The following is a 23487-nucleotide window of genomic DNA, read 5'->3' on the forward strand; positions in this document are numbered from 1 at the left end:
AAGCATGGATTTCAGCATCACCGAAGAGCAGAAGCTGATCGTCGAAACGGCGCTCCGCTTCGTTGAGGAAGAGCTCTATCCCTACGAGGAAGAGGTCGAAAAGTCCGACAAGGTCAGCCGCGAACTGGGCGAGCAGATCAAGCGCAAGTCGCTGGAACTCGGTCTCTACGCCGCCAACATGCCGGAAGAAGTCGGCGGCGGCGGGCTGGACACGCTTTCCATGTGCATGCTGGACCGCGCGCTTGGCCGGGCGAGCATGGCGCTGAACTACATCGTCTATCGTCCGTCGAACGTGCTGCAGGCCTGCGTTGGCGATCAGCGCGAACAGTATCTCTATCCCGCCTGCCGGGGTGAGCGGGTGGATTGCTTCGCCATGACGGAGCCGGGTGCCGGGTCGGATGTGCGCGGCATGAAGACCTTCGCGAAGCGCGACGGCAGCGATTTCGTCATCAATGGCGTGAAGCACTTCATCAGCCACGTCGATTGGGCCGATTTCATCATTCTGATGGCCGCGACGGGCGAAGAGGACAGCGCCCGCGGCAAGCGCAAGAAGATCACGACCTTTCTGGTGGACAAGGACACGCCCGGCCTGACGGTGCGTCCTGGCTACAGCAACGTCTCCCATCGCGGCTATCACAATTTCATCCTGGAGTTCGACGACTGCCGGGTGCCCGAAACGGCGGTGCTGGGCGAGGTGGATAAAGGCTTCGATGTTGCGAACGACTGGCTGGGCGCAACCCGGCTGCAAGTCGCGTCGCTCTGCCTCGGCCGCTGCGACCGGGCCATGGAACTGTCCTTGGACTGGGCGGTGAACCGCGAACAGTTCGGGCAGAAGATTTCCAAGTTCCAGGGCGTGTCATTCAAACTGGCCGATATGCAGACCAAGCTGAAGGCGGCGGAACTGCTGACCTATGAAGCCGCCTGGAAATACGACAATGGGACGATGTCCGATATGGACGCCGCCATGTCGAAACTGTCGGCGACGGAAGCCCTGGCCTATATCGCCGATGAGGCGATCCAGATTCACGGTGGGATGGGCGTGATGTCCGAACTGCCGCTGGAACGGATCTGGCGCGATGCGCGGATCGAGCGAATCTGGGAAGGGACCAGCGAAATCCAGCGTCACATCATTTCCCGTTCGCTGTTGCGTCCGTTGGGCGGGTGAGATCATGACCGCAGTCGGGTTGGACCGTCTGCTGCGCCCGCGCAGCGTCGCCGCAATCGGCGGCCGGGAGGCGGAGAAAGTCGTTCTGGAGTGCAAGAAGGTCGGGTTCGACGGTCCGGTCTATCCGATCAGCCGTTCGCGCCCTACCATGGCGGGCGTCCCCAGCCTGGGATCGATCGCCGATCTGCCGGAACCGCCGGATGCCGTTTTTCTGGCGATCCCGGCGGAACCGACCATCGAGGCCGTCGGACAATTGTCCGCGATGGGGGCGGGCGGGGTCGTCATTTACGCCAGCGGCTTCGCGGAGACCGGGGCGCTGGGTTTGGACCGGCAGAAGCGCCTTCTCGCCGCCGCGGGCGATATGGGCATGCTGGGCCCGAACTGTTATGGCGCGGTCAACTATCTCGACGGCGTCGCGCTGTGGCCGGACGATCATGGCGGCAAGCGGATCGAACGGGGCGTCGCCCTGATCAGCCAGAGCGGCAATGTCGCGATCAGCCTGTCGATGCAGGAACGCGGTCTGCCGGTGGCACAGCTCGCCGCCCTTGGAAACCAGGCGAAGGACGGGGTGCCATCGGTCATGCGCTCCCTTCTGCGCGACGACCGGGTGACCGCCATCGGCCTTTTCATCGAAAGCGTCGGGGATATTCCCGGTTTCTGTGAGGCAGCGCTGCAGGCCGCGAAACAGGGGGTGCCGGTCGTCGTGTTGAAGACCGGCGATTCCGACGCCGCCGCGCGGGTCGCCTTGTCCCATACCAGTTCCATGACCGGATCGTCGGCCGGTTTCAACGCGCTGTGCGACCGGCTGGCGGTGATCCGGGCCGAAACCTTGCCGCAATTCCTGGAAATCCTGAAATTCGTGCATGTGCATCCGGGGCTGGACGGCCGTCGCATCCTCACCATGAGCTGTTCCGGCGGCGAAGCGGGGATCCTGGCGGATCTGGCGGAAAAGATCGGCCTGTCCATGCCGCCCTTTGCCAAGGACAGGGCGGACGCCTTGCTGGATGTGCTGGGGGACAAGGTCACCATCGATAACCCGTTGGATTATCACACCTATATCTGGGGGAACGGTCCGGCCATGACGGCCTGCTTCACCGAGGCGCTGAGGCAGGATGTGGATGCGGGAATCCTGGCGCTCGATACGCCGGACCGCGCCGGGCTGGATCTGTTCGGCTGGCCGGAGGCGATGGACGCCATCATCGCGGCGGCCAAGGAAACCGGCCGCCCTACCGCTGTGGCGTCCAGCCTGCCGGAAAACATGCCCGTCGCATTGAGTGAACGGTTCCTGGCCGCCGGTGTCGTGCCGCTACAGGGGTTCGACGACGCGCTGAAAGCCGTCGACAGGGCCGCTTGGTATGGCGAGGCACGCGGCCGGGCATTGGATGCAAGCCCGCCTCTAGGCTTCGGACTCGCGGCGCAAGGCCGGTCGGTCGTTCTGGACGAGTGGCGCTCGAAGAAGGCCCTGCAGGCCTTTGGCTTGGCATTGCCGCAGGGTTCCCTGGTGTCCAGTGCCAGCGAAGCCGTCGCGGCGGCGGAGGCCATCGGCTATCCGGTCGTGGTCAAGGCCTGCGCCGCCGAGTTGGCGCATAAGACGGAGGCGGGGGGCGTCGCCTTGAATCTTGCAGATGCCGATGCGGTCGCCACTGCCGTCGACAATATGACATCGCTGTCCGAGCGTTTTATCGTCGAAAGCATGGCCCGCGACGGGGTTTGCGAAGTTATTGTCGGCGTTACCCGTGACGAGCAGGTCGGACCGATGCTGATGATCGGGGCCGGCGGCATTCTGGCGGAACTTCTGAAGGACGCGGCGGTCCTCCTGTTCCCGGTCCTGGAAGCGGATGTCGCGCGGGTGTTGGATCGTCTGACCGTCGGGAAATTGATCGCCGGGTATCGCGGCAAGCCCGCCGGGGACCGGCAAGCGCTAATCGAGGCCGTTCTGGCGGTCGCCCGCTTCGTGGAAGCGCATATCGACCGCCTGGAGGAGTTGGATATCAATCCGCTGATCGTCCTTCCGCAGGGCCGGGGCGTCGTCGCGGCCGACGCGCTGATACGCTGGACAGAATAAGCATAGATTGGAAAGGGAGCGCCATGACCGATACCCCCATCAAGACGGTGCGCAACGGCCGTGTTCTGGAAGTGACCATCGACCGGCCGAAGGCGAATGCCATCGACGCAGCAACCAGCCGGATCATGGGCGACATCTTCGCCGATTTCCGGGACGACCCCGAATTGCGCTGCGCCATTCTGACCGGTGCGGGCGACAAATTCTTTTGTCCCGGCTGGGACCTGAAGGCGGCGGCCGGCGGGGAACAGGCCAATTCCGATTATGGCGTCGGTGGATTTGGCGGGCTACAGGAGCTGCCCGGCCTGAACAAGCCCATCATCGCGGCGGTCAACGGCATCGCCTTCGGCGGCGGGTTCGAGATCATGCTGTCCTGCGACATCATCATCGCGGCCGAACACGCAACCTTCGCCCTGCCGGAAATCAATTCGGGCGTCATCGCGGATGCCGCGACGATCAAGCTGCCGCGCCGCATTCCGTATCACATCGCGATGGAAATGCTGTTCACCGGGCGGCGGGTCGATGCCGAGGAGGCCGCGCGCTGGGGCTTCGTGAACCGGATCGTGCCGGCCGACACCTTGATGCAAAGCGCCCGCGAGACGGCGGCGCTTTTGGCCGACGGCCCCCCGCTTGTCTTCGCTGCGATTAAGGAAACGTTGCGCGAGACGGAGAACAAGCGGTTCCAGGACGCGATCGACATGTTGAACGGCGAAAAACTGCCGACGATCCAGAAGCTCTACCATTCGGAAGATCAACTGGAAGGCGCGCGCGCTTTCGCGGAAAAGCGCAAACCTGTCTGGAAAGGCCGCTAAAGGTCCAGCCACATCCGAGCACTTCGCGAGTTCGGGCCGATTCGTCGTGCCCATAGGATCGACGCATGCCTTCATGATAGACTGTCTGCAATATCCGCCCGAAAGATGGAGGCGGGAGCGACAGATTCGGGAGCGCGCCATGATCATCTATCCGACGATTCAAGTTAAGGGCGGTAAATGCGTTAACCTGATCCGTGGCAATGTCACGGAGGTTGAGGAGTTCGCGGTGGCGCCCCTCGCGGCGGCCAAATCCTATGTCGCCAAGGGTGCGGAATGGCTGCATCTGGTCGATATCGACGGCATTCTGCAGGGCGGCGAACACAATGGCGAAGTCATCACCGAGATCATGAAATCGGTCGATATTCCCTGTCAGGTCGGTGGCGGGATCCGGACCATGGCGGCGGCGGAATGGTGGTTCAAGGCGGGCGCGGACCGCATCGTTTTAGGCACGGCGGCTGTGAAGGACCGGACCTTCGTGCGGGAAGCCTGCTCCCATTGGCCGGGCAAGGTTCTGGTCAGTATCGATGCCTATGAAGGCAAGGTCGTGATCGAGGGCTGGCGTGAGAAAACCATGTTCTCGCCCCTGGAACTGGCCCGGGAATTTCAGAATATCGGGGCCGCCGCAATCATCTATACCGATATCGACATGGATATCGATCTGCCGGAAGCCAGTTTCGCCCATACGACGCAGCTGGCGAAGGAACTGGAGATCGACGTCATTTCCTCCGGCACGGTGCGCCGGTTGGACGATGTCGCGGTCCTGAAGCATCTGCCGCGCATTTCGGGCGCCATCATCGGCAGGGCCCTGTTTCAGAATGCGGTATCCCTGGAAGACGCGATTGCCGTTGCAAAGCAGCCGGTCGCTGAAACGCCGTTCATTTGACCGGGGCCGCCGCGGGGCGGATCACAACATGCTTGTGTGGCCGTCGACTGGCAGGGCCTGGCCCGATATGCGGCGCCCGGCGTCGGAACAGAGGAACAGCGCGGCTTCCGCCACGTCATCCGCCGTCACGAAACAGCGCATGCTGGTATCTTTGACGTAGTCCGCGCGGATTTCCGCCTCGCTGCGGCCTGTACTGGCGGCCTCGGCGGCAATCACGCGGTCCATGCGGTCGCCCTCGACCGAACCGGGGCACAGGGCATTCACCCGCACACCAAAAGGCCCGGCCTCCGCCGCAGCCGTCTTTGTAAGGCCGATGATCCCCCATTTCGCTGCGCAATAGGGCGAGCGTTCCGGATATCCGTAGAGGCCGCCGGTGGAGGAAAAGTTGACGATGGCGCCGCTTCCCTGACGCTTCATCGGTCCCAGGGCACGCCGCAGGCAATGATAGGCGCCTGTCAGGTTCACGGTGATACAGGCCTGCCAGGCTGCCGGATCGGTGTCTTCGATTGGCCCGGTCGGTCCTTTGGTTCCCGCCGCGTTGATCAGCAGATCGATCCCGCCCAATTCGTCCAGTGCCCGGTCGAAGAAGCGATCTACCGAATTCGGGTCCCCGACATCGACGCTGTCCTGGCCCATGGCGTCCGGCAGGCTCGAAAGAGCGGCGGCATCGACATCTCCCGCGAAGACCGCTGCACCTTCGGCGAGAAGCCGTTCGGCGATATGCCGGGCGATCCCGGCGCCGGCGGCGGTGACGACGGCCCTTTTGCCAGAGAAACGCTGCACGGCTACCCTCCTTCAAACGGTGGATGAAGGGGCCACGATGCTGGACGAGTTAACTGCGGGCAAGCCGGATTCCGACGTCGAACGGACGGAAGACGACCAGTTGTTCTGTGCAGGCTGCGGGGCGTCGGTTACGCGGGAAAGTCTTGCGGTCGTGCGGCGCGACAGCCACGAGCATACCGTCTTCAATCCGATGGGGCAGGTTTTCACCATCCGCTGTTTTGGCGAGGCCTGGGGATTGCTCTCGCCTTGGGCTGGGCGGGGCGATTTCACCTGGTTCCCGGGATATCAATGGCGTGTCGCGGTTTGCGGCGCTTGCGGTCGGCATATCGGGTGGCGCTATGACCTTCAGGGCGGATCAGACCGGTTCTACGGTCTGATCCGTTCGGCCCTAAGCGGACGGAAGCCGGGTTAGCCACCCAATGCCGGGATCAGGCGGCCTCCGGTCGTCCGCGTCCTTCTTCCGCGGCGTGGCAGGCGACATTGGTCTCGCCCGTCTGGAAGGGCTTTGGCACTTCCGTCTTGCAGCGATTGTCGACCAGCGGGCAGCGGGGATGGAAGGGACAACCCGGCGGCGGCGTAATCGGATCCGGGATTTCCCCCTTCACCGCATCCGCCGTACGTCCGAACGCGTCGATGCGCGGCGCCGCGTCCATCAGCATCCGGGTATAGGGATGCTGCGGATTGTTGAACAGATCCTCCCTGTTGGCGGTTTCCACCAACTGACCGAGATAGAGCACGCCGATCTGGTCTGCCATGTAGCGGACGACGGACAGATCGTGGCTGATGAACAGATAGGTCAGGCCCAGATCACGCTGCAGATCCTTCATCAGGTTCAGAACCTGGCTCTGCACCGACACGTCGAGTGCCGAGGTCGGTTCGTCGCAGACGATGAATTCAGGGTTTGAGGCCAGCGCGCGGGCGATTGCGATACGCTGTCTCTGGCCGCCGGAGAATTCGTGGGGATACTTCTGACCGTCATTCTCCGCCAGGCCGACCTGCTCCAGAAGCTCCGTGACCCGCGCGCCGACAGCGTCTCCTGACGCCAAATCGAAGGCACGGATCGGTTCGGCGATGATGTCGCCGACCCGCCAGCGCGGATTCAGGCTGGCATAGGGGCTTTGGAAGATCATTTGGATACGCCGGCGCAGAGCGCTCGCCGACGAGGCTTTCAGGGCGCCGAACAGGTCCGTTCCGTCGACGGTGACCTTGCCGGAGGTCGGGCGCAGCAGACCGACGGCCATCTTGCCGATGGTCGATTTGCCGGAACCGCTCTCACCCACCAAGGCGAAGGTCTTGCCTTTGGGAATGTCGAACGTGACGTTCCGTGCCGCCGTCAGGAACTGTCGTTCACGCCGTTCGATCACCCGGTTCAGCCAAGGTTTGGAAACATCGAAAACGCAGGTCAGGTTTTCGGCGCGGATCAGCGGGGTTTGCTCGCTCATGCGTTTTCCTCCGCCTTGTTGGGATTACCCGTCAGTGCGTCATCGAACAGCCAGCAGGCGACCTCGTTCCGGCCGACGGGTTTCAGGACAGGCAGTTCGGACGTGCAGGGGCCGAATGCCTTCGTGCACCGTGGATTGAACGCGCAGCCAGGCGGAATGGCGCGCAAGTTCGGCATGGCGCCAGGAATCTGGCTCAGCCGGTCCGCCCCGCCGGTAGGCGAGGGCGTGGAGGCCATGAGGCCGATCGTATAAGGATGACGGGGGCTGCTCAGGACGTCGCGCGTCGGACCGATCTCGGCAAGGCGTCCGGCGTAGAGCACCGCCACGCGGTCCGTCGATTCGGCGATGACCCCCATATCGTGCGTGATCAGCATGACCGCCGTACCCCGATCACGGCAAAGACGTTTCAACAGGGCCATGATTTGGGCCTGAACCGACACATCCAAAGCCGTTGTCGGTTCGTCCGCGATGATCAGTTCCGGTTCGGCCGCCAGGGCGAGGGCGATGACCACACGCTGACGCATACCGCCGGAAAACTGGTGGGGGTAGCTGTCGATGCGGGTGGAGGCGGCGGGAATGCCGACTTCCTCCAGGGCGGCGACAGCGCGGCGTCGGGCTTCCTGTTCCGAAACCGGCAGGTGGGTGCGGATCGTCTCAACGATCTGATCGCCGACCCGCATTAACGGGTTGAGGCTGGTCAGCGGATCCTGAAAGACCATGCCGATCCGCTTGCCGCGGATACGGCGCATTTTCTCTTGCGACAGGGTGTCGATACGTTCGCCGGAAAGACGGATTTCGCCACCGGTGATCCGGCCGGGCCGGTCGATCAGGCCGACAATGGCCGATCCGCACATGGACTTACCGGCGCCGGATTCTCCGACGACTCCCAGAATTTCACCGCGGGCGATGTCAAAACCGACGCGGTCGACCGGCCGCAGAACGCCTCGCCGCGTGGGGAACTCGACAATCAGATCGGAAATCGAAAGGACGGGTAGGGTGCTCATATCGATCACCGTAGCTTCGGATTCAGAACGTCGCGCAGCCAGTCGCCCAGCAGGTTCACCGACAAGGCAAGGGCCAGCAGGGTCAGCGACGGGAACAGCAGGATCCACCATTCGCCGCTCAGGATGAACTGGCGGCCGACATTGATCAGCGTGCCAAGGGACGGCTGGGTCTTCGGCGCGCCGACCCCCAGGAAGCTGAGCGTCGCCTCGGCAATGATCGCCAGTGCCAGGCTGATGGTGGCGATAACCAGGATCGGTCCCGCGACATTCGGCAGGATGTGGCGCAACATGATGCTCCATTTCGAAAGCCCGATCAGGTGCGCTGCTTGAACATACTCCTTCTCACGCTCGACCAGCGTCGCGCCGCGCACGGTCCGGGCGAACTGCACCCATTCTGAAAGGCCGATCGAGACGATCAGAACCCAGATCGCCATTTCGTCGCGCAGGGCGGGCGGGATAAGGCCCTTGCCGATGCCATAGAGCAGCATCGCAACCATGATCGACGGGAAGGTGAGCTGAATATCCGCGATGCGCATGATCAGCCCATCCAGCCAACCGCCGATATATCCGGCGATAAGCCCCAGGGTGATCCCCAGCGTCATGGCGAACAGGACGGCCGTGATGCCGACGAACAGCGAGATGCGCAGACCGAACAGAATGGTCGACAGAACGTCGCGGCCCTGATCGTCGGTGCCCAGCAGAAAGTAATCGCCCGTGAAGGCATTGACCGCCATCGGTTCCGTGAACCCGTTCATCAGGTTCAGCGACCCCGGGTCGAACGGCGTGTAAGGCGACAGCAGGGGCGCCAGAAGTGCGCCCGCGATCAGCATGAAGAAGACGGTGGTAGCAACGATCGTTACCGGCGACCGCTTGAACGAATACCAGATGTCGGAATCCGCCCAACGCTGTAACCGCGATTTCGGTGATACGGTGCCGCCGAAGACCGGGCGGGGGGCCGCGCCTTTGGGTTGGGTGTCGGCCATCAGTGACCTCCTCCGCCGGCGCGGTCTGCTTGCAGCCGGGGATCAATGACGAAATACAGCAGATCGACGATCAGATTGATCGTCACGAAGATCGCACCGACCAGCAACAAATAGGCCGACATGACCGGGATATCGACGAAGTTCACCGCGTTGATGAACAGAAGGCCGACACCCGGCCATTGGAAGACGGTCTCGGTGATGATCGCGAAGGCGATGATCGACCCGAGTTGAAGGCCGGTGATGGTGATGACCGGAACCAGCGTATTCTTCAGGGCATGTCCGAAATGAATTGCCCGGTCGCCCAGTCCGCGGGCGCGCGCAAAGCGAATGTAGTCGGAGCGCAGGACCTCCAGCATCTCGGACCGAACCAGGCGCATGATCAGCGTCATCTGGTACAGGCCCAACGTCACCGCCGGAAGGATCATCGACTTGAAGCCGTTCCAGGTCAGGATCGCCAGGTCGACGCCGAAAACGGAAGCCGTTTCACCGCGCCCGAAGGAGGGGAGCCAGCCAAGATTGACGGCAAAGGCCCAAATCAGAAACACGCCGATCAGGAAGGTCGGTAGCGAAACGCCGATCAGCGAGGTCGTCATAATAGTCTGGGCTATGAATCCGTCGCGGCGGATGGCGGTGTAGATGCCGAAAATGATGCCGAAGAAGATCGCCAGAAACCCGGATAACGCGGCCAATTCCAGTGTCGCGGGCAGGCGGCTCAGAATGACTTCTCCGACTGGCAGGCCGACGCGATAGGACACGCCGAAATTGCCGTCCATGGCGCGCGCCAGATACTGCATGTATTGAACCGGGATCGGGTCGTTCAGGCCGAGGCGTTCCTCTAACTCTGCGCGGTCCGCAAGGGTGGCTTCCTGGCCGAGCAGGTTTTCCAGGGGATCGCCCATGAACTTGAACATGGCGAATGAAACAAAGCCGACCGCCAGCAGGACGAGAAGGGCCTGCCCGATACGGCGGATGATGAAGGCGAGCATTTCGTCTTCGCTTTCCTGAGAGATCGAAAGGGAAAGGGGCGGCCGCTAACGACCGCCCCCGAACCCATTCAGCCTTACATCTTGTACTTCAGGTACTTGATGTGCGGCTGGTCTTCAGGCTGCACCGCGAAATCGATCTTGTCCGTCATGCCCCAGTTCAGGACCTGATGGTGGATCGGCAGGTACAGGATTTCGGACTGAACCGTGTCCCAGATTTGGGCGATGGTTTCGTTGCGACGATCCAGATCGGTTTCAGACGCCAGGCTGACGATCAACTGATCCAGGTTCGGATTGGTGTAGCGCGTGCCATTCCAGGAACCCAGCTCGTCGGTGGTCGTGTGAACCAGGAAGTTGAAGACGTATTCCGAATCGAAAGTCGGGACGCCCCAGCCGAGCATGTAGAAGTCGGTTTCCTTGTTCTTGATCAGCGGGAAGTGCTGCGCCTTCGGCAACGCGTCGAGTGCAACCTTGATACCGATCTGACCCAGCATGCCGACGGCCGCCTGACAGATCGCTTCGTCGTTGATGTAGCGGTCGTTCGGGCAGTTCAGCGTAACTTCGAACCCATCGGCATAGCCGGCTTCAGCCATCAGCGACTTCGCCTTGTCGACGTCGTAAGCCGGATACTGATCCAGCGCTTCCGTCCAGCCGTTGACGAACGGGGGCATGATGACGCCCGTCGGCGACGACTGACCGCGCATCACGACCTTTTGGATGGCATCGCGGTTGATGGCGATGTTCATCGCTTCGCGGACTTTGACATCGGCGAAGGGGTTCTTGCCTTCGACGTTATCGGACGTCAGGTCGGCATCACCGACATTCAGCCCGAAGAAGATCGTCCGGTTCTGCGGCGCGGTGCTGACCACCAGGCCGGGCGTTTCGGACACGCGGCCCAGATCCTGAACCGGGACGTCCTGGATCAGGTCGACTTCACCCGACAGGAAGGCGGACACGCGCGTCGCGCTTTCTTGGATCGGCGTGTAGACGATTTCCGTCACTTCCAGCGGGAACTCGCCAATGCCCCAATAGTTCGGGTTGGCCTTCAGGACGGTCTTCTGATCCTGGGCGCGGCTTTCCAGCACATAGGCGCCGGTGCCGTTGGTGCTGCGCACGCAAGGATTGTCGCCGCCATTGGCGATATCCTGGGGTTCGGCGCAGCCGTTATCCATCGTCCAGCCTTCATCCATGATGAAAAGGTTGGTCAGGTTGTTCGGCATCAGCGGGTTCGGACCGGACGTCACGATATGAACCGTCAGATCGTCAACCTTGCGAACTTCCTCGACGGAGGACAGCAGCTCCTTCATCGCCGAGGTCGGACGCATCGCGCGGTTCAGCGAGAACACGACGTCGTCGGCGGTGAAATCTTCGCCATTATGGAATTTCACGCCTTCGCGCAGCTTGAATTCCCAGATGTTCGGGTTGTCAGTGGCTGCCCAGGACGTCGCGAGGGCCGGCACGATCTGACCCGCCATGTCGCGGTGCAGCAGCGGCTCATACATCTGGTGTGCCAGGGTATGCGTCGGGCCTTCGTTCTGAGCGTGCGGATCGAGAGTCAGCGAATCGCCGGCTCGCGCCCACCGCAAGGTTTCGGCCTGTGCGGTCGACAACGCCGTCGTTGCCGCCAGACCAGCGGCGATTAGATACGCCAGTGACTTCTTCATGGATGTAGTCCCTTTCCCTGTTGTCTCGTCGGCGCCCGCGGGAGGACCATTTCCCAGAGGTGAGCGCCGAACCGGTTGGCGGATCGGATGCCGATTATGATTGTAGAGAATGGGAGGGATAGGGTCTGTGTTTGCCCGGTTTCCCCCGCATGTGCGATAACCCCAGTCCCATCGCATCGCTTTCCGTTACACAAACTTAAAAGATAAGCCGCCCATAAGGTCAATACTTCTGGTCCAACCCGGCAAAGGACCCGTTCCAAGTGATCAAGCCGCGAAAGGCTATTTCATTGCGATTTCAAGGACTAACTTGCGGCGCACCGCCTCGTTGAAGCGCAGCGTTTCATCGGCGGTCATGACGAAAGCGCCGAACCCGCCGATGACATCATTGCGATAGTGATCTTCCAAGGGCTCACCGCGGGGCCCCGGATATCCGCCGCCCCGGGACTTTACCACCAGGGCGTTGATGGTGATTCCCTGCGCCACGGCATCGTCCCGTGCTGCCTGGACGGACCGTCCCCCATTCTGCGGACCGTCACCTGAAACATCGATGATTTTACGCAATCCATTGAAAGAGTTCGTGTTTATCTTTTTAACTGAATAGTCGATCGCGCCGCTGATCGAATTGTAGCCCTGGGCCGCGCGGGGCGCCCTGACCAAATCCGCGGCGAATGCTTGTGCCGACTCCTCGCTTTCGATCAGTGTCCAATCGACGATTGTGTGCTGAGAATAGGGGCCGCCCCATTCGATATAGGCGATGGCGATGCGGCCGTGCAGGCCACCCAGAATGGTGCGAACGACATCCGGGTGGGTGATGGCGTCCGCGTAGCCGCGCCGTTGCAGGGCCAGTTCCTCGTCGTCGATCGATCCGGAACCGTCCGCGGCCAGCACGATCTCGACATCCACGATTTCTGCGCCACCGCCCGTTTGGGCATCAGCTCGCGGCAGATGAAAAATCGCAGACCCGATCCCCAGGCCAAGCGCAGCCAATACTTGCCGACGTTGCATTTCGTTCGACCTCCATGCACGATCCAGGGCCAGAATAATAGTCCGAAGGGGAAGCGCGACCATGAAACTGGTCCGATACGGTCAAAAAGGCGACGAAAAACCCGGTTTGGTCGACGGTGACGGGGCTGTGCGGGACCTTTCCGGCCTGGTGCCGGATATCACCGGCGATGTCCTGTCCTCGAACGGGCTGAAGGCGCTCGCCGCCCATTCCGTCAAGGATCTGCCCCTCGTTGAAGGCAAGCCGCGCCTGGGTATTCCGGTCACGGGGATCGGCAAGATCATCTGCATCGGGCTGAACTACAGCGACCATGCCAAGGAAGTGGGGGCGCAGCCACCAACCGAACCGGTGATCTTCATGAAGGCGACCAGCGCGCTGACCGGTCCTTCCGACGACATCAAACTGCCGAAGGGCTCCAGCCGTACCGATTGGGAAGTCGAGTTGGCGGTCGTGATCGGCGAAAAGGCGTCTTATGTTTCGGAAGAGGACGCCTTGAACTACGTCGCGGGATATTCGGCGTTCATCGATTTCTCAGAACGCGATTATCAGAACAAGCGCGGCGGCCAGTGGACGAAAGGCAAAAGCTGCGACACCTTCGCGCCGTTGGGACCTTGGCTTGTGACGCGGGACGCGGTGGTCGACCCTCAGCGCCTGGGTCTATGGCTCGATGTCGACGGTCGGCGAAAGCAGTACGGCAATACCGAACTGATGATTTTCGGGGTCGCCCATATCGTCAGCTATCTCAGTCACTTCATGACCCTGCATCCGGGTGATGTAATCGCGACAGGCACGCCGCCCGGCGTTGGCCATGGCATGGACCCGCCGGAATATCTGCGGGCGGGCAACCGGCTGGAATGCGGTGTCGATGGGTTAGGCAACCAGAACCACTTCGTGGTCGCGGCCTGAACGGATCAGAACCCGTTCGGATTGCCGTCGCGGTACAAGGATTCGCCCAGGAAAGTGCCCTCGGCATCGAAATGCCGGAAGGTACCACCATCTGTTTCGCTCAGAAAAACGCATTCGCTTATGCCGTCCGCATCTGTCAGGCAGCGCCGCCCGTCGCTCATCACCGACCAACGGCCCTGGACGGGTTGGCCGTTTCGAATTCCGGCAAAATCGCCATCCGGTTTCAGGAAAATCCGATCCGTGCCGCCTCCGGCCCGGCGCCGTTCTTCCGTTTGTCCGGATACAATCATCGCGGTTACGGCCGCGCCGGTCGCGTCGTTGCGGCGGGGTGCTGAAAACTGGCCCGGATTGCCGAATTCGACACGGAAATGGCGCAGCCCCCGGCTGTCCGCCGCGCCGGCGATGACCGGCACCGCCGCATAGCGGCTCCCGGTATCATAGACGGCAAAGCACCGGAACTCTGGTACCGGTGCCGTCTCGATACAATAGTGACCGTCGGCGTTGGTCATCCAACTGCCGGTTTCCCGCGTTTCGCCGTCGCCTTCTCCTCCGGCCAGACGGCCGTTCGGTGCGTGGTAGCGGCGATGTCCACCGGTCGCCCCGTCGTCGAATGTCAGCGTCGCGTCGGAGATCAACCGAGCGACCGAGGATTCATCGAGCCGCCGCGCGTCCTGTGCGCCAACCGGGAGGTCGACAACGGCCAGCCTTTCCGCGGCGACGAAATCGACGGTTACCGCCCGGCCTGCATCGGCCTGGATCGTTGTGCGCACGGCCGTTCCGTCCGAAGCAAAGTTTCGCAGGACTTCCGCAGCCTGCTGCGCCAATACGTTTGGCCCGTCCTCCCAATCGGGCAGAACCAAAGGCACGGCGGATTGTGCGGCCGACACCAACAGATCTGAATCCGGCGCGCCCGCAATCTTTCGCACCAACCGTGTCAGGACGGGACGGTTCCGGGCGTCGAAGGCCACCTGAACCGAATGAACACCGCTTTCGTCACCGCGCGGCGCCAAGGCGTAGACGGCCCCGGACAGACCGGCCTTGCGTCCGGTGACAGTCAAGTTCAGAGCTGACTCCAGTTGCAGAACCAGCAGCGGCTTATCCTGTGCCTGGGCCGCACCGAAGGGCAGGGCGGCGGCAATAGCGAAAACGAGGCAGGCTATCAGTCGCATGACTCTCCAGGGGCATGTGAAACGAGCGGCAGCGCCATCCGTTATGATTTTTACCGGTCCCTTGCGGCGGGAAGACGGCCATAAAATGGTCGGATGGGGCCGGCGTCAACGACCGATAAATCGGGGCGGGCGTTTTTCGTTGAATGCGCGGATGCCTTCCCGGCGGTCTTCCGTCTCGATCAGCGTGTTGTAGCAGTCGAGTTCGTATGCAAGTCCGCTGGCCAGATCCTTATCCGTGGCATCCCGCGCTGCACGCAGGACCTGACGCACGGATAGCGGCGCGTTCGCGGCAATGCGCGCAGCGCTCTCTATAGCTTGATCCCGAACCGTGCCGGGTTCGCAGAGACGATTGACGAGACCCCATTCCGCCGCCTCCGCCGCGCCGAAGGGCGTACCGGTTAGCAGTATCTCCAAGGCGCGCGCACGTCCGACGGCCCGGGGCAGCAACTGCGTCCCGCCGATCCCGGGGATCAGACCCAGCGTGACTTCCGTTAGAGCAAAACGGGCGGTACGGGACGCAAACACAAAGCTGCAGCCCAACATCAACTCGAACCCACCGGCATAGGCGGCGCCCTCGACGGCGCCGATGACCGGGATGGGGCAGTTCATCAGCCCATAGGACATGCGCTCGAAAAGCGTGTGCTGGTGCTGCCATGCCGCCTTGTCCATGCCGTTCCGTTCCTTGAGATCGGCACCTGAGCAGAACGCCTTGTCGCCGGCGCCGGACAGGACGGCACAGCGATACCCATCTCCCTCCCGCTCCGCCAATCTCGCCCAAACAGAGATAAGTTCTTCGGCCATGCGGGTGTTGAAGGCGTTGCGCCGGTCCGGCCGGTTCAACACGATGCTTAGAACATGGTCCGCGGGGGAGGTGAGCTGCAGGGTTTCAAAGGATTGCGCCGTCAGGGCGTCCGTCACGTCGGCCTCCAATTTCTCTGGGATTTATATGAATGCACGGGGGAGGGCGGGTCGTTTCGATTATCGGTATCGCGTAGTTTTATTGCGTCGCAGCATGGTTGTTTGGACACAGTATTTCAAAACGCGCCTTCCCATCGTGTTCTGTTGCGGTTAGTCTTTGCGCCTCCGGACCTTCGCACGAAATGACGAAGGCGCAAATATGTCCGCACTTTTCAACGCCGACGGCAAGTTCGGCGCGCGGACAGAACCAAAGGGGGAGGTGGGCACGGGCCGGATTTTCCGGGGCGGGCGCGTATCCTCCTGAACATCTGGGAGGTATTTCTATGCTCTTGAGGAAGCTGGGATTCAGTGTGGCCGCAGCTGCACTATCCATGTCCGTTACCACGGCTCAAGCAAAGGTCGAAGGTGATACGATCATTCTGGGGTCGGCGATTTCCCTGACCGGGAAATATTCCACCAACGGCATTCACACGCAGAATGGCTATGAACTGGCCGCCAAGCTTATCAATGATGGCGGCGGCGTGACCGTCGACGGCAAGAAGTACAAGATCAAGATCGAATACTATGACGACGAATCCACGCCGGCGCGCGGTGCGCAGCTTGCCGAACGCTTGATTCAGCAGGACGGCGTCGAATTCATGCTGGGCCCGTACTCCTCGGGCCTGACCAAGGCGATTGCGCCTGTCACCGAGAAATACGGCGTGCCGATGGTCGAGGCGGAAGGGGCATCCCGCTCTCTCTTTACCCAGGGCTACCGCTATCTATTCGCCGTGCTTTCGACATCGGAGCAGTATCTTGCTTCCGCCATTGATTTGGCCGCGGACCAGGCGAAGTCGACCGGCAAGGATCCGGCGGAGTTGAAGGTCGCCCTTGCCTTCGAGAACGATCCGTTCTCCCAGGATGTCCGGGCTGGCGTCATGGAAGACGCCGCCAAACACGGCATGCAGATCGTCATTGATGAGAACCTGCCGCGCGACCTTTCCGACATGACACCGACCCTGATCAAGGTGAAGGCCTTGAAACCGGACCTGCTGATCATTTCGGGCCATTCCAAAGGGGCCGCTACCGCCGCCCGCCAGATCGGTGAAATGGCGATCGATGTCCCGATGATTGCGCTGACCCATTGCGACGCCGCAAAGGTCACGGAGAAATTCCCGGAAGCGTCCGAAGGCTTCCTGTGCGCCACGCAATGGTCGCCGACTTTGACCTATAGCGACGACCTGTTCGGATCGGCCGCGGATTTCGAGAAGCTGTTCAAGGAAACCTATGAAGGTTACGACGCCGGCGTGCCGTATCAGTCGGCCCAGGCTGCGGCGGCCGTCATGGTGTTTGCAGACGCCTTCGAGCGCGCCAACAGCTTCGACAAGGACAAGGTCCGCGATGCGCTCTCGGCCACGGATATGATGACGTTCTATGGCGGCATCAAATTCGCCGAGGCCGGCAACAATATCGCGAAGCCGATGGTCCTCTGGCAGATCCAGGACAACCAGTACCAGGTGGTCGCCCCGCCGAAATGGGCGTCGCATAAACTGGTCTGGCCGCGTCAGGCCGCGGGTAACTAAACCCGCTTGTTGCGAAGGTTGGGTGGATGCGTCCCCTGTCGCCGTGCCCTACGGGCGGCGCCGGGGGGCGTCTATCCGGCCGCGCGACCGTGCCTTGCCATCCAAGCACCGAAATAGGGACACAGCACCATGTGGGGAAGTATAGAGGTTCTCCTCTCCCTGCCGGCCTATAATGTCGGCCTGATACTGAACGGCCTCTGCGTCGGCGCCGTCTTCGCGCTGGCCGCATACGGGCTAGCCCTGGTTTGGGGCGTTATGAACGTCAAGAACCTGGCCCAGGGCGAATTCGTCATCATGGGCGGCTATCTAGCCTGGTATATCGCCAAGACGACGGGGATGAACCCGCTTCTGACACTGCCGATCGTTGCGGTGCTGATGTTCGTTTTCGGATGGGCGATTTACGTGCTGATGATCCGGCGCGTCGTCGACAAAGACCTCTTCACGTCACTCCTGGCCACTTTCGGCCTCGCCATCGTGATGCAGCAGGCCCTGAACCTCGCCTTCGGGCCAGAGGTCCAGGTCGCCCAATTCGGGCGCGGCTCGGTCTCCATGATGGGCGGAATCGTGTCCATTCTGGAAATCAAGTTCTGGGCGTTCGGTATGTGCATCCTGCTGGCGGGAGCGGTCGTCGCCTTCATGAAGTTCAGCCGCATGGGACAGGCGATCCGGGCTACCTCGCAGGACGCCCGCGCGGCGCGGGTAATGGGGATCAACACCGACCGCGTCTATGCGTTCACCTATGCCCTGAACTCCGCAATCTGCGGCGCCGCCGGCGTTTTGGTGGCGATGATCATGGTGATCCAGCCCTACTATGGCGTGACCCATTCCGTTCGGTCTTTCGTCATCGTGACCGCGGCAGGGATCGGCAATCTGCCGGGGGTCATCATGTCGGCCCTGGGACTTGGTGTGATCGAACAGTATTCCGGATTCGTGCTGGGGGCGGAATTCCAGGTGGCGACGGTCGTCGTGATGCTACTGCTGGTCCTGATCTGGCGGCAGTATCAGGCAAGCCGCATTCGCCAGGTCGTCCGGTGACCGGGGTTTTTAGGAGAAACACTCGATGATCGCTACCAACACGAATGAGCGGTTGCTGCAGATCGCCGTCCTGGCCTTCGGTCTGATCGCGCCCTTCCTGTTCCCTGCCTATATCCAACAGATCGCGCTGCTTTGGATTATGATTCTCTTCGCCCTGACCTGGGACACGATGGGCGGGCAGATGGGGTACAATTCCCTGGGCAATATCTTCTTCTTTGGCGCGGGCATGTATATCTGCGCCGTCGTCCAGATCATTGTCGGCGGCTACGATGTCGGCGAATACACGGCCGCCTTCGGCGCGATCAAGGTGGACATCACCGACACGCAGTACTTCACCGGCCTGTTCATCGGGCTGGCGGCAGCGGCGGTCGGCTGTGTCTTTCTGTCCATCATTCTGGGATTCTTCTTCTTCGGGCTGCGCGGCCCTTACTTCGCCATCGGCACGCTGGGGATCGCCTTGGCGGCGGGGGAGTTGATCGGCGCCTGGCGATGGGTCGGCGGCGGATCGGGCATCTCACTGCCTCTGTATCCCGGGTCGGACATTTTTCCGGGCAGCGCGGACGAGGAAGGCCTTTTCTTCTATTTCCTGTGCATGGCATCGGCCGTGGCGACCTTTCTGTTCTTCCGCTGGCTCTACAAGACGCGGTTCGGTCTGGCGCTGAATGCGATCCGGGACGATGAGGAGAAAGCCGAGGGCATGGGGATTCACACCATGCGCTACAAGACGGTCGCCTGGGCCTGTTCCTCCTTCTTCCTGGGAATCAGCGGCGGATTGCACGGCAATATCGTCCATTTCATCGAACCGCTGGAAGTCGCATTTCCGACCATCACCTTCGGGATTTTCATGGTGGCGATGTCGCTTCTGGGCGGGAAGGGCACGCTGTGGGGACCGATCCTCGGCGCGGTCCTGTTCCATGTGATCAAGGAGGTCACCTGGACGCATCTGCTGGGCTGGCAATGGGTCGCGCTGGGTCTGATCATCATCGTCAATGTCGTCTATTTCCAACAAGGCATTGTCGGCTGGCTGATGGAGCGATTCCCGGAACGGTTCGGAATTCGCGTCGAAACAGACGCGACCGCGCAGGGCAAGGGAGGGGCCGACTGATGGGCAATGTGATCGAAGTGCGCGGCGTTTCCAAAGCCTATGGCGGCGTCATCGCGAACAAGGATATCGACCTGAATGTTGCCGACGGCAAGATTACCGGGCTGATCGGCCCGAACGGGTCGGGTAAGACGACCCTTTTCAATTCCATCGTCGGCTTTCACCCGATCGACGGCGGGTCGATCCGCTTCGACGATCAGGAGATCTCGACCATGCGGGTGCAGCAGATCGCCCGCCTTGGGCTGCTGCGGACGTTCCAGCAGACACGCATCTACGGCAAGATGAACTGCGTCCAGAACATGCTGATTTCCATCCCGCACCGAAAGCACCGATTCCTGGACATGTTCGGCCACAGCACCGCCGCGGACCGGGAAAAGGCGGATTCCCTGCTGGAATTCGTCGGTCTTTATGGGAAGCGGATGCTGCCGGCGGGCGATCTGTCCTTCGGTCAGCAGAAGCTGCTGGAATTCGCCATGGCGCTGATGAACGAGCCCAAGGTGCTGCTTCTCGACGAGCCGACCGCAGGCATCAACCCGACCTTGATCAACGGGCTGATCGACCGGCTGAAGCGCGCCAATACGGATTTCGGGATTACGCTTCTGGTGATCGAACATAACATGCGCGTCATCATGAATATGGCCGACACGGTCTATTGTCTGGCCCATGGCGAAATCCTGGCCTCCGGTGCGCCGGAAGCGGTGCAGAACGACCAGCGGGTCATTGACGCCTATTTGGGCGCGCATTGAGGGGGCTGAGGGATGAGCGACCAGAATAACAACGAAGCGCAAAAAGAGACCTCGACCGGCTATCACCTCGGCAGCGTCGACACCGTCATTTCGGTGGAGGAAGTGAACCGCCAGGCCAAGCAACTGGGCGAAGGCGTGACGAAAGATCGTATCGCAGCCTTGGCCGGCGGCGATCCATTCGTGAAAATCGAAGGGCTGACGGCGGGTTATGGCAAAATGCAGATTCTGCACGATTTCGATCTGCAGATCGCCAAGGGCCGGTCTCTCTGTCTGATCGGTCCGAACGGGGCGGGCAAGTCGACAATTTTGCATTCCATCTTCGGTTTCACGAACATTTTCGGCGGCCGCATCCTGGTTGGCGAAGGGGATCGGAAAAAGGACGTCACCGCCCTGTCCTCGAACCGGAAGCTGAAGGAGGCGGGCATCGCCTATATCCTGCAGGATAAATCCGTGTTTCCGGGCATGACGGTTGAAGAGAACCTGTGGATGGGCGGCTATCTGATGGACCGGCCGGCCGAGGCCAAGGAGGCTGCGGAACGGGTATTCGCGAAATATGAAAGGCTGGCCAATCGCCGCAAGCACCAGGCCAAGGTGTTGTCCGGTGGCGAACGTCGCCTGTTGGAGATCTCCCGCGCCTTGGTGATGAATCCGGAGGTTCTGTTGGTCGATGAACCGTCAATCGGGCTGGAACCCCGGTTTATCGATATGGTCTTCGAAATTCTGTACGATCTGCAGCAAAACGAAGGAAAGACCATCATCATGGTGGAGCAGAATGCCAAGAAAGGGCTGGAATTCGCCGATGTCGGCTATGTGTTGGTGTCGGGCGAACTGGCAATGGCGGGACCGGGTCAGGATCTGTTGAAGGATCCGGAAGTCGGTCGTCTCTTCCTCGGCGGCTGATCGGCGATCCCATCCCATTCCTGACTTTTCCGGTTCCACGCCCTGGGGTAAACCGGAGGGGGGCCGATACATTGGGGGCGTGTGACAGGGTATGTCGGATGAAAACGGGAAGTCGGAGCCTGCCGAGGCGGTAGGGGCGGACATGGCTGGGCGCGCCGGGGGGCATGCGGACCCGCGGTTTCAGGATGCCGTGACGGCGCTTCAGCGCGGGCAGTTGCCCGAAGCGGAGCGGCGGACGCGCGAAATCCTGAAAGACAACGACCGCGACCCGCTTGCCGTCCATCTGTTGGGCGTCATCGCCCATCAGGCGGGAAAATCAGACATCGCCGTCGAACTGGTGCGCAAGGCGATCGAAATCGACCCTGAAGCGCCGGCCTTCCGGAATACGCTGGGCTTCATGCTTCGACTGGCCAAGAAGCACGACGAGGCGATTGAATCCCTGTCGAAAGCGGTCGAACTGAAGCCCGACTATGCCGAGGCCCGGAACAATCTGGGGATCGCCCTATCGGAGGCCGGACGGACCGATGAGGCGGTGAAAGCCTATGAGGAAGCGCTCGCCGCCAATCCGAAGTTTCCGGAAGTCCTCAATAATCTCGGCAATATCCTGGCGCGCAGCGGTCGCCTCGAAGACGCCCTGGCGCGTTATGAACAGGCATTGGACCAAAGGCCGGACTATGCGGAGGCCTGGTCCAATCGAGGCGACGCAACCCTGGCACTCGATCGGTCGAAACGGGAGGAGGCAGCCGGCTATTATCGTAAGGCCGTGGAGGCCAATCCACGCTGGTCCGATGCATGGGTCAAGCTGGGGACGACCTGTCATGCCCTTGACCGGCTTGATGAGGCGGAAGTAGCACTGCGCAAGGCACTGCGCCTGAATTCCAACAACGTGCGATGCCTTACCGCCATCGCCGCGACATTGGAGAAGCGGGGCAATCTTACCGCCGCGGCGTCGCATCTGCGCCATGCGCTGACAGTCTCGCCGGACGATGTCGCGGCCCTGAAGGCGTTGGGCCATATAACCCTCAAGCTGGGCAATGCGGTCGAGGCCAAGCATGTCCTTGCGCGTGCCCGTGAACTGGTGCCGGCGGATCCGGATACGCTCTATTCCTATGCCAATTGCCTGTTACGGATGGAACAGCTTCAGCCGGCGATGGATTTGTATCTGCGGGTCCGGGAACTTCAGCCCAAACAGGCGCGCGGCACCTTCGCCCCGGCGGCCGTTCTGTTGATGGACGGACAGTACGAGAAGGGCTGGGCGGCCTATGAATCCCGCTATGACATGACGGCGTTCAAGCCGAACGTGCCGAATATCCGCGAGCGTCTGTGGGACGGATCTCCGCTGAATGGGCGTCGGCTTCTGGTCCATGTTGAGCAGGGGTTCGGCGATACGATCCAGTTCTGCCGCTATCTTCCGAAGATCCGCGAGAGAATGGGCAGCGGCGGGTCAGTCGCCTTTCTATGCGAGCCGGAGCTTTATCGGTTGATGGGGACGCTGCCAGGGGTGGATGACCTCTTTCACATACGGCAGCGCGACGTTCAGATCGTCTATGACTTGCAAATTCCGTTGCTGTCCTTGCCGCATCGGTTCGGCACGACCGTCGAGACGGTGCCAAAAGACATTCCCTATCTCGGTGTCCCTGATGCCGCGGCGCCTAAGGGGCCGCTTCCGGCCTCAGGGAAGGCTCAGGTGAAGGCCGGTTTCGTATGGACCGGGCGACCGACACATTCCGACAATTTGTACCGGTCGATTCCGCTGACGCAGTTGGCTGAGTTGTTCGATATCGACGGGGTCGATTTCCATTCCCTTCAGATCGGGAACGGTGTTTCGGACCTGAAGGCCTATACGGGCCGGGACAATGTGTTCGATCATTCCGGCCGCATTAAGGACTTCGCCGATACCGCCGCCATTCTATCGCAGCTCGATGTGCTGATATCGGTCGATACGGCGGTCTGCCATCTGGCCGGTGCCTTGGGCAAGGATGTCTGGACCATGGTGCCGTTCGGTGGGGAATGGCGATGGCTGCGCAATCGCGAGGATACGCCCTGGTATCCCAGCATGCGTTTGGTGCGGCAGCGGGTTCTGGGTGATTGGGGCATGGTCATCGACCGGGTCCGGGAGGGCTTGGAAGGGGCAGTCGCGAGCCGCCGTGAGAAAGGCTTGTCCCCCGGGGCCGCGGTCAAAGCGTCTCCTTCGGAAGAGAGCGTTGCTTCGCCTGAAGGCGTCGAGGCGAAGGTCGCGGGCAAGAAGTCCAAGGCGCGGAAATCCTCCGCGAAAAAGGCACGCTCCCGAAAGAAACCCGCGAAAACCAGCTAATAGGCGCCGAGTTTGCGAGGGCTATACGTCTTGACAAAATTATATGAGTGA

21 protein-coding genes are annotated in these 23487 nt (G+C 61.5%); 12 read left to right on the top strand and 9 right to left on the bottom strand.

All coding sequences use genetic code 11. The annotated features are described in order from the left end of the window. The first annotated feature begins 4 nt into the window (after window positions 1-4). The 4 genes from ACO06O_RS08455 (at window position 5) to ACO06O_RS08470 (ending at window position 4922) form a co-directional block, all read left to right on the top strand. A complete protein-coding gene (locus ACO06O_RS08455) occupies window positions 5-1165 on the top strand; it encodes an acyl-CoA dehydrogenase family protein (protein ID WP_420416574.1) in 1161 nt (386 codons plus the stop codon). 4 nt (window positions 1166-1169) lie between these two features. Then, the gene (locus tag ACO06O_RS08460; protein ID WP_421878229.1) at window positions 1170-3230 is read left to right on the top strand and encodes an acetate--CoA ligase family protein; all 2061 of its coding nucleotides are present in this window, start codon (window positions 1170-1172) and stop codon (window positions 3228-3230) included. A gap of 23 nt (window positions 3231-3253) precedes the next feature. Then, the gene (locus tag ACO06O_RS08465; protein WP_420416576.1) at window positions 3254-4039 is read left to right on the top strand and encodes a carnitinyl-CoA dehydratase; all 786 of its coding nucleotides are present in this window, start codon (window positions 3254-3256) and stop codon (window positions 4037-4039) included. 139 nt (window positions 4040-4178) lie between these two features. Continuing rightward, a complete protein-coding gene (locus tag ACO06O_RS08470; RefSeq protein WP_421878231.1) occupies window positions 4179-4922 on the top strand; it encodes a HisA/HisF-related TIM barrel protein in 744 nt (247 codons plus the stop codon). A gap of 21 nt (window positions 4923-4943) precedes the next feature. Here ACO06O_RS08470 and ACO06O_RS08475 read toward each other — a convergent pair whose 3' ends face one another. Continuing rightward, window positions 4944-5705 (bottom strand): SDR family oxidoreductase, encoded by a 762-nt coding sequence (locus ACO06O_RS08475; protein WP_421878233.1) that lies wholly within the window; start codon window positions 5703-5705, stop codon window positions 4944-4946. A 37-nt stretch (window positions 5706-5742) separates the two neighbouring features. Between ACO06O_RS08475 and ACO06O_RS08480 the strand changes: the two genes are divergently transcribed. Beyond that, window positions 5743-6117: a cereblon family protein gene (locus ACO06O_RS08480; protein ID WP_421878235.1), complete on the top strand. Its 375-nt coding sequence runs from the start codon at window positions 5743-5745 to the stop codon at window positions 6115-6117. Window positions 6118-6133: 16 nt separating this feature from the next. Here ACO06O_RS08480 and ACO06O_RS08485 read toward each other — a convergent pair whose 3' ends face one another. The 6 genes from ACO06O_RS08485 to ACO06O_RS08510 form a co-directional block, all read right to left on the bottom strand. Then, window positions 6134-7147, bottom strand: coding sequence for an ABC transporter ATP-binding protein (locus ACO06O_RS08485; RefSeq protein WP_421878237.1), 1014 nt, complete (start codon window positions 7145-7147; stop codon window positions 6134-6136). Next, a complete protein-coding gene (locus tag ACO06O_RS08490; RefSeq protein ID WP_421878239.1) occupies window positions 7144-8151 on the bottom strand; it encodes an ABC transporter ATP-binding protein in 1008 nt (335 codons plus the stop codon). The genes ACO06O_RS08485 and ACO06O_RS08490 overlap by 4 nt, the downstream gene beginning before the upstream one ends. Window positions 8152-8156: 5 nt before the next feature. Beyond that, a complete protein-coding gene (locus ACO06O_RS08495) occupies window positions 8157-9134 on the bottom strand; it encodes an ABC transporter permease (protein ID WP_421878241.1) in 978 nt (325 codons plus the stop codon). Further along, window positions 9134-10120, bottom strand: coding sequence for an ABC transporter permease (locus ACO06O_RS08500; protein WP_421878243.1), 987 nt, complete (start codon window positions 10118-10120; stop codon window positions 9134-9136). The genes ACO06O_RS08495 and ACO06O_RS08500 overlap by 1 nt, the downstream gene beginning before the upstream one ends. Window positions 10121-10194: 74 nt before the next feature. Next, a complete protein-coding gene (locus tag ACO06O_RS08505) occupies window positions 10195-11781 on the bottom strand; it encodes an ABC transporter substrate-binding protein (RefSeq protein ID WP_421878245.1) in 1587 nt (528 codons plus the stop codon). A gap of 279 nt (window positions 11782-12060) precedes the next feature. Continuing rightward, window positions 12061-12849 (bottom strand): DUF1194 domain-containing protein, encoded by a 789-nt coding sequence (locus ACO06O_RS08510; protein ID WP_421878247.1) that lies wholly within the window; start codon window positions 12847-12849, stop codon window positions 12061-12063. On the opposite strand from ACO06O_RS08510, the gene ACO06O_RS08515 reads away from it, so the two are divergent. Continuing rightward, window positions 12848-13690: a fumarylacetoacetate hydrolase family protein gene (locus ACO06O_RS08515; RefSeq protein ID WP_421878249.1), complete on the top strand. Its 843-nt coding sequence runs from the start codon at window positions 12848-12850 to the stop codon at window positions 13688-13690. The two genes, ACO06O_RS08510 and ACO06O_RS08515, sit on opposite strands and share 2 nt — an antisense overlap. 5 nt (window positions 13691-13695) lie before the next feature. Here ACO06O_RS08515 and ACO06O_RS08520 read toward each other — a convergent pair whose 3' ends face one another. Together ACO06O_RS08520 and ACO06O_RS08525 are read right to left on the bottom strand one after the other, a co-directional pair. Continuing rightward, window positions 13696-14859: a hypothetical protein gene (locus tag ACO06O_RS08520; RefSeq protein WP_421878251.1), complete on the bottom strand. Its 1164-nt coding sequence runs from the start codon at window positions 14857-14859 to the stop codon at window positions 13696-13698. A 105-nt stretch (window positions 14860-14964) separates the two neighbouring features. After that, window positions 14965-15777: an enoyl-CoA hydratase/isomerase family protein gene (locus ACO06O_RS08525; RefSeq protein ID WP_421878253.1), complete on the bottom strand. Its 813-nt coding sequence runs from the start codon at window positions 15775-15777 to the stop codon at window positions 14965-14967. Window positions 15778-16127: 350 nt separating this feature from the next. Between ACO06O_RS08525 and ACO06O_RS08530 the strand changes: the two genes are divergently transcribed. The 6 genes from ACO06O_RS08530 (at window position 16128) to ACO06O_RS08555 (ending at window position 23436) form a co-directional block, all read left to right on the top strand. After that, window positions 16128-17339, top strand: coding sequence for an amino acid ABC transporter substrate-binding protein (locus tag ACO06O_RS08530; protein WP_421878255.1), 1212 nt, complete (start codon window positions 16128-16130; stop codon window positions 17337-17339). Between the two features lie 129 nt (window positions 17340-17468). Continuing rightward, window positions 17469-18374 carry a branched-chain amino acid ABC transporter permease gene (locus tag ACO06O_RS08535; protein ID WP_420416590.1) on the top strand — a complete coding sequence of 302 codons (906 nt, stop codon included), beginning with the start codon at window positions 17469-17471 and terminating at the stop codon, window positions 18372-18374. A 25-nt stretch (window positions 18375-18399) separates the two neighbouring features. Further along, entirely contained in the window at window positions 18400-19479 is a 1080-nt protein-coding gene (locus ACO06O_RS08540) for a branched-chain amino acid ABC transporter permease (RefSeq protein ID WP_421878257.1), read from the top strand. Then, window positions 19479-20222, top strand: coding sequence for an ABC transporter ATP-binding protein (locus ACO06O_RS08545; protein WP_421878259.1), 744 nt, complete (start codon window positions 19479-19481; stop codon window positions 20220-20222). Before ACO06O_RS08540 ends, ACO06O_RS08545 begins: the two co-directional genes overlap by 1 nt. Before the next feature lie 12 nt (window positions 20223-20234). Next, window positions 20235-21122, top strand: a complete 888-nt coding sequence (locus ACO06O_RS08550) for an ABC transporter ATP-binding protein (RefSeq protein ID WP_421878261.1) — start codon at window positions 20235-20237, stop codon at window positions 21120-21122. Between the two features lie 142 nt (window positions 21123-21264). Continuing rightward, window positions 21265-23436 (top strand): tetratricopeptide repeat protein, encoded by a 2172-nt coding sequence (locus ACO06O_RS08555; RefSeq protein ID WP_421878263.1) that lies wholly within the window; start codon window positions 21265-21267, stop codon window positions 23434-23436. Window positions 23437-23487 lie beyond the last annotated feature (51 nt).

Source organism: Pacificispira sp., assembly GCF_965228185.1.
Classification (GTDB): domain Bacteria; phylum Pseudomonadota; class Alphaproteobacteria; order UBA8366; family Aestuariispiraceae; genus Pacificispira.

Excerpts from the sequence above, each read along its gene's own strand:
- ACO06O_RS08535 (WP_420416590.1), top strand. The coding sequence starts at position 17,469 with ATGTGGGGAAGTATAGAGGTTCTCCTCTCCCTGCCGGCCTATAATGTC.
- ACO06O_RS08550 (WP_421878261.1), top strand. The coding sequence starts at position 20,235 with ATGAGCGACCAGAATAACAACGAAGCGCAAAAAGAGACCTCGACCGGC.
- ACO06O_RS08485 (WP_421878237.1), bottom strand. The coding sequence starts at position 7,147 with ATGAGCGAGCAAACCCCGCTGATCCGCGCCGAAAACCTGACCTGCGTT.
- ACO06O_RS08495 (WP_421878241.1), bottom strand. The coding sequence starts at position 9,134 with ATGGCCGACACCCAACCCAAAGGCGCGGCCCCCCGCCCGGTCTTCGGC.
- ACO06O_RS08505 (WP_421878245.1), bottom strand. The coding sequence starts at position 11,781 with ATGAAGAAGTCACTGGCGTATCTAATCGCCGCTGGTCTGGCGGCAACG.
- ACO06O_RS08460 (WP_421878229.1), top strand. The coding sequence starts at position 1,170 with ATGACCGCAGTCGGGTTGGACCGTCTGCTGCGCCCGCGCAGCGTCGCC.
- ACO06O_RS08500 (WP_421878243.1), bottom strand. The coding sequence starts at position 10,120 with ATGCTCGCCTTCATCATCCGCCGTATCGGGCAGGCCCTTCTCGTCCTG.
- ACO06O_RS08555 (WP_421878263.1), top strand. The coding sequence starts at position 21,265 with ATGGCTGGGCGCGCCGGGGGGCATGCGGACCCGCGGTTTCAGGATGCC.
- ACO06O_RS08465 (WP_420416576.1), top strand. The coding sequence starts at position 3,254 with ATGACCGATACCCCCATCAAGACGGTGCGCAACGGCCGTGTTCTGGAA.
- ACO06O_RS08490 (WP_421878239.1), bottom strand. The coding sequence starts at position 8,151 with ATGAGCACCCTACCCGTCCTTTCGATTTCCGATCTGATTGTCGAGTTC.
- ACO06O_RS08515 (WP_421878249.1), top strand. The coding sequence starts at position 12,848 with ATGAAACTGGTCCGATACGGTCAAAAAGGCGACGAAAAACCCGGTTTG.
- ACO06O_RS08480 (WP_421878235.1), top strand. The coding sequence starts at position 5,743 with ATGCTGGACGAGTTAACTGCGGGCAAGCCGGATTCCGACGTCGAACGG.
- ACO06O_RS08520 (WP_421878251.1), bottom strand. The coding sequence starts at position 14,859 with ATGCGACTGATAGCCTGCCTCGTTTTCGCTATTGCCGCCGCCCTGCCC.
- ACO06O_RS08455 (WP_420416574.1), top strand. The coding sequence starts at position 5 with ATGGATTTCAGCATCACCGAAGAGCAGAAGCTGATCGTCGAAACGGCG.
- ACO06O_RS08545 (WP_421878259.1), top strand. The coding sequence starts at position 19,479 with ATGGGCAATGTGATCGAAGTGCGCGGCGTTTCCAAAGCCTATGGCGGC.
- ACO06O_RS08540 (WP_421878257.1), top strand. The coding sequence starts at position 18,400 with ATGATCGCTACCAACACGAATGAGCGGTTGCTGCAGATCGCCGTCCTG.
- ACO06O_RS08470 (WP_421878231.1), top strand. The coding sequence starts at position 4,179 with ATGATCATCTATCCGACGATTCAAGTTAAGGGCGGTAAATGCGTTAAC.
- ACO06O_RS08510 (WP_421878247.1), bottom strand. The coding sequence starts at position 12,849 with ATGGTCGCGCTTCCCCTTCGGACTATTATTCTGGCCCTGGATCGTGCA.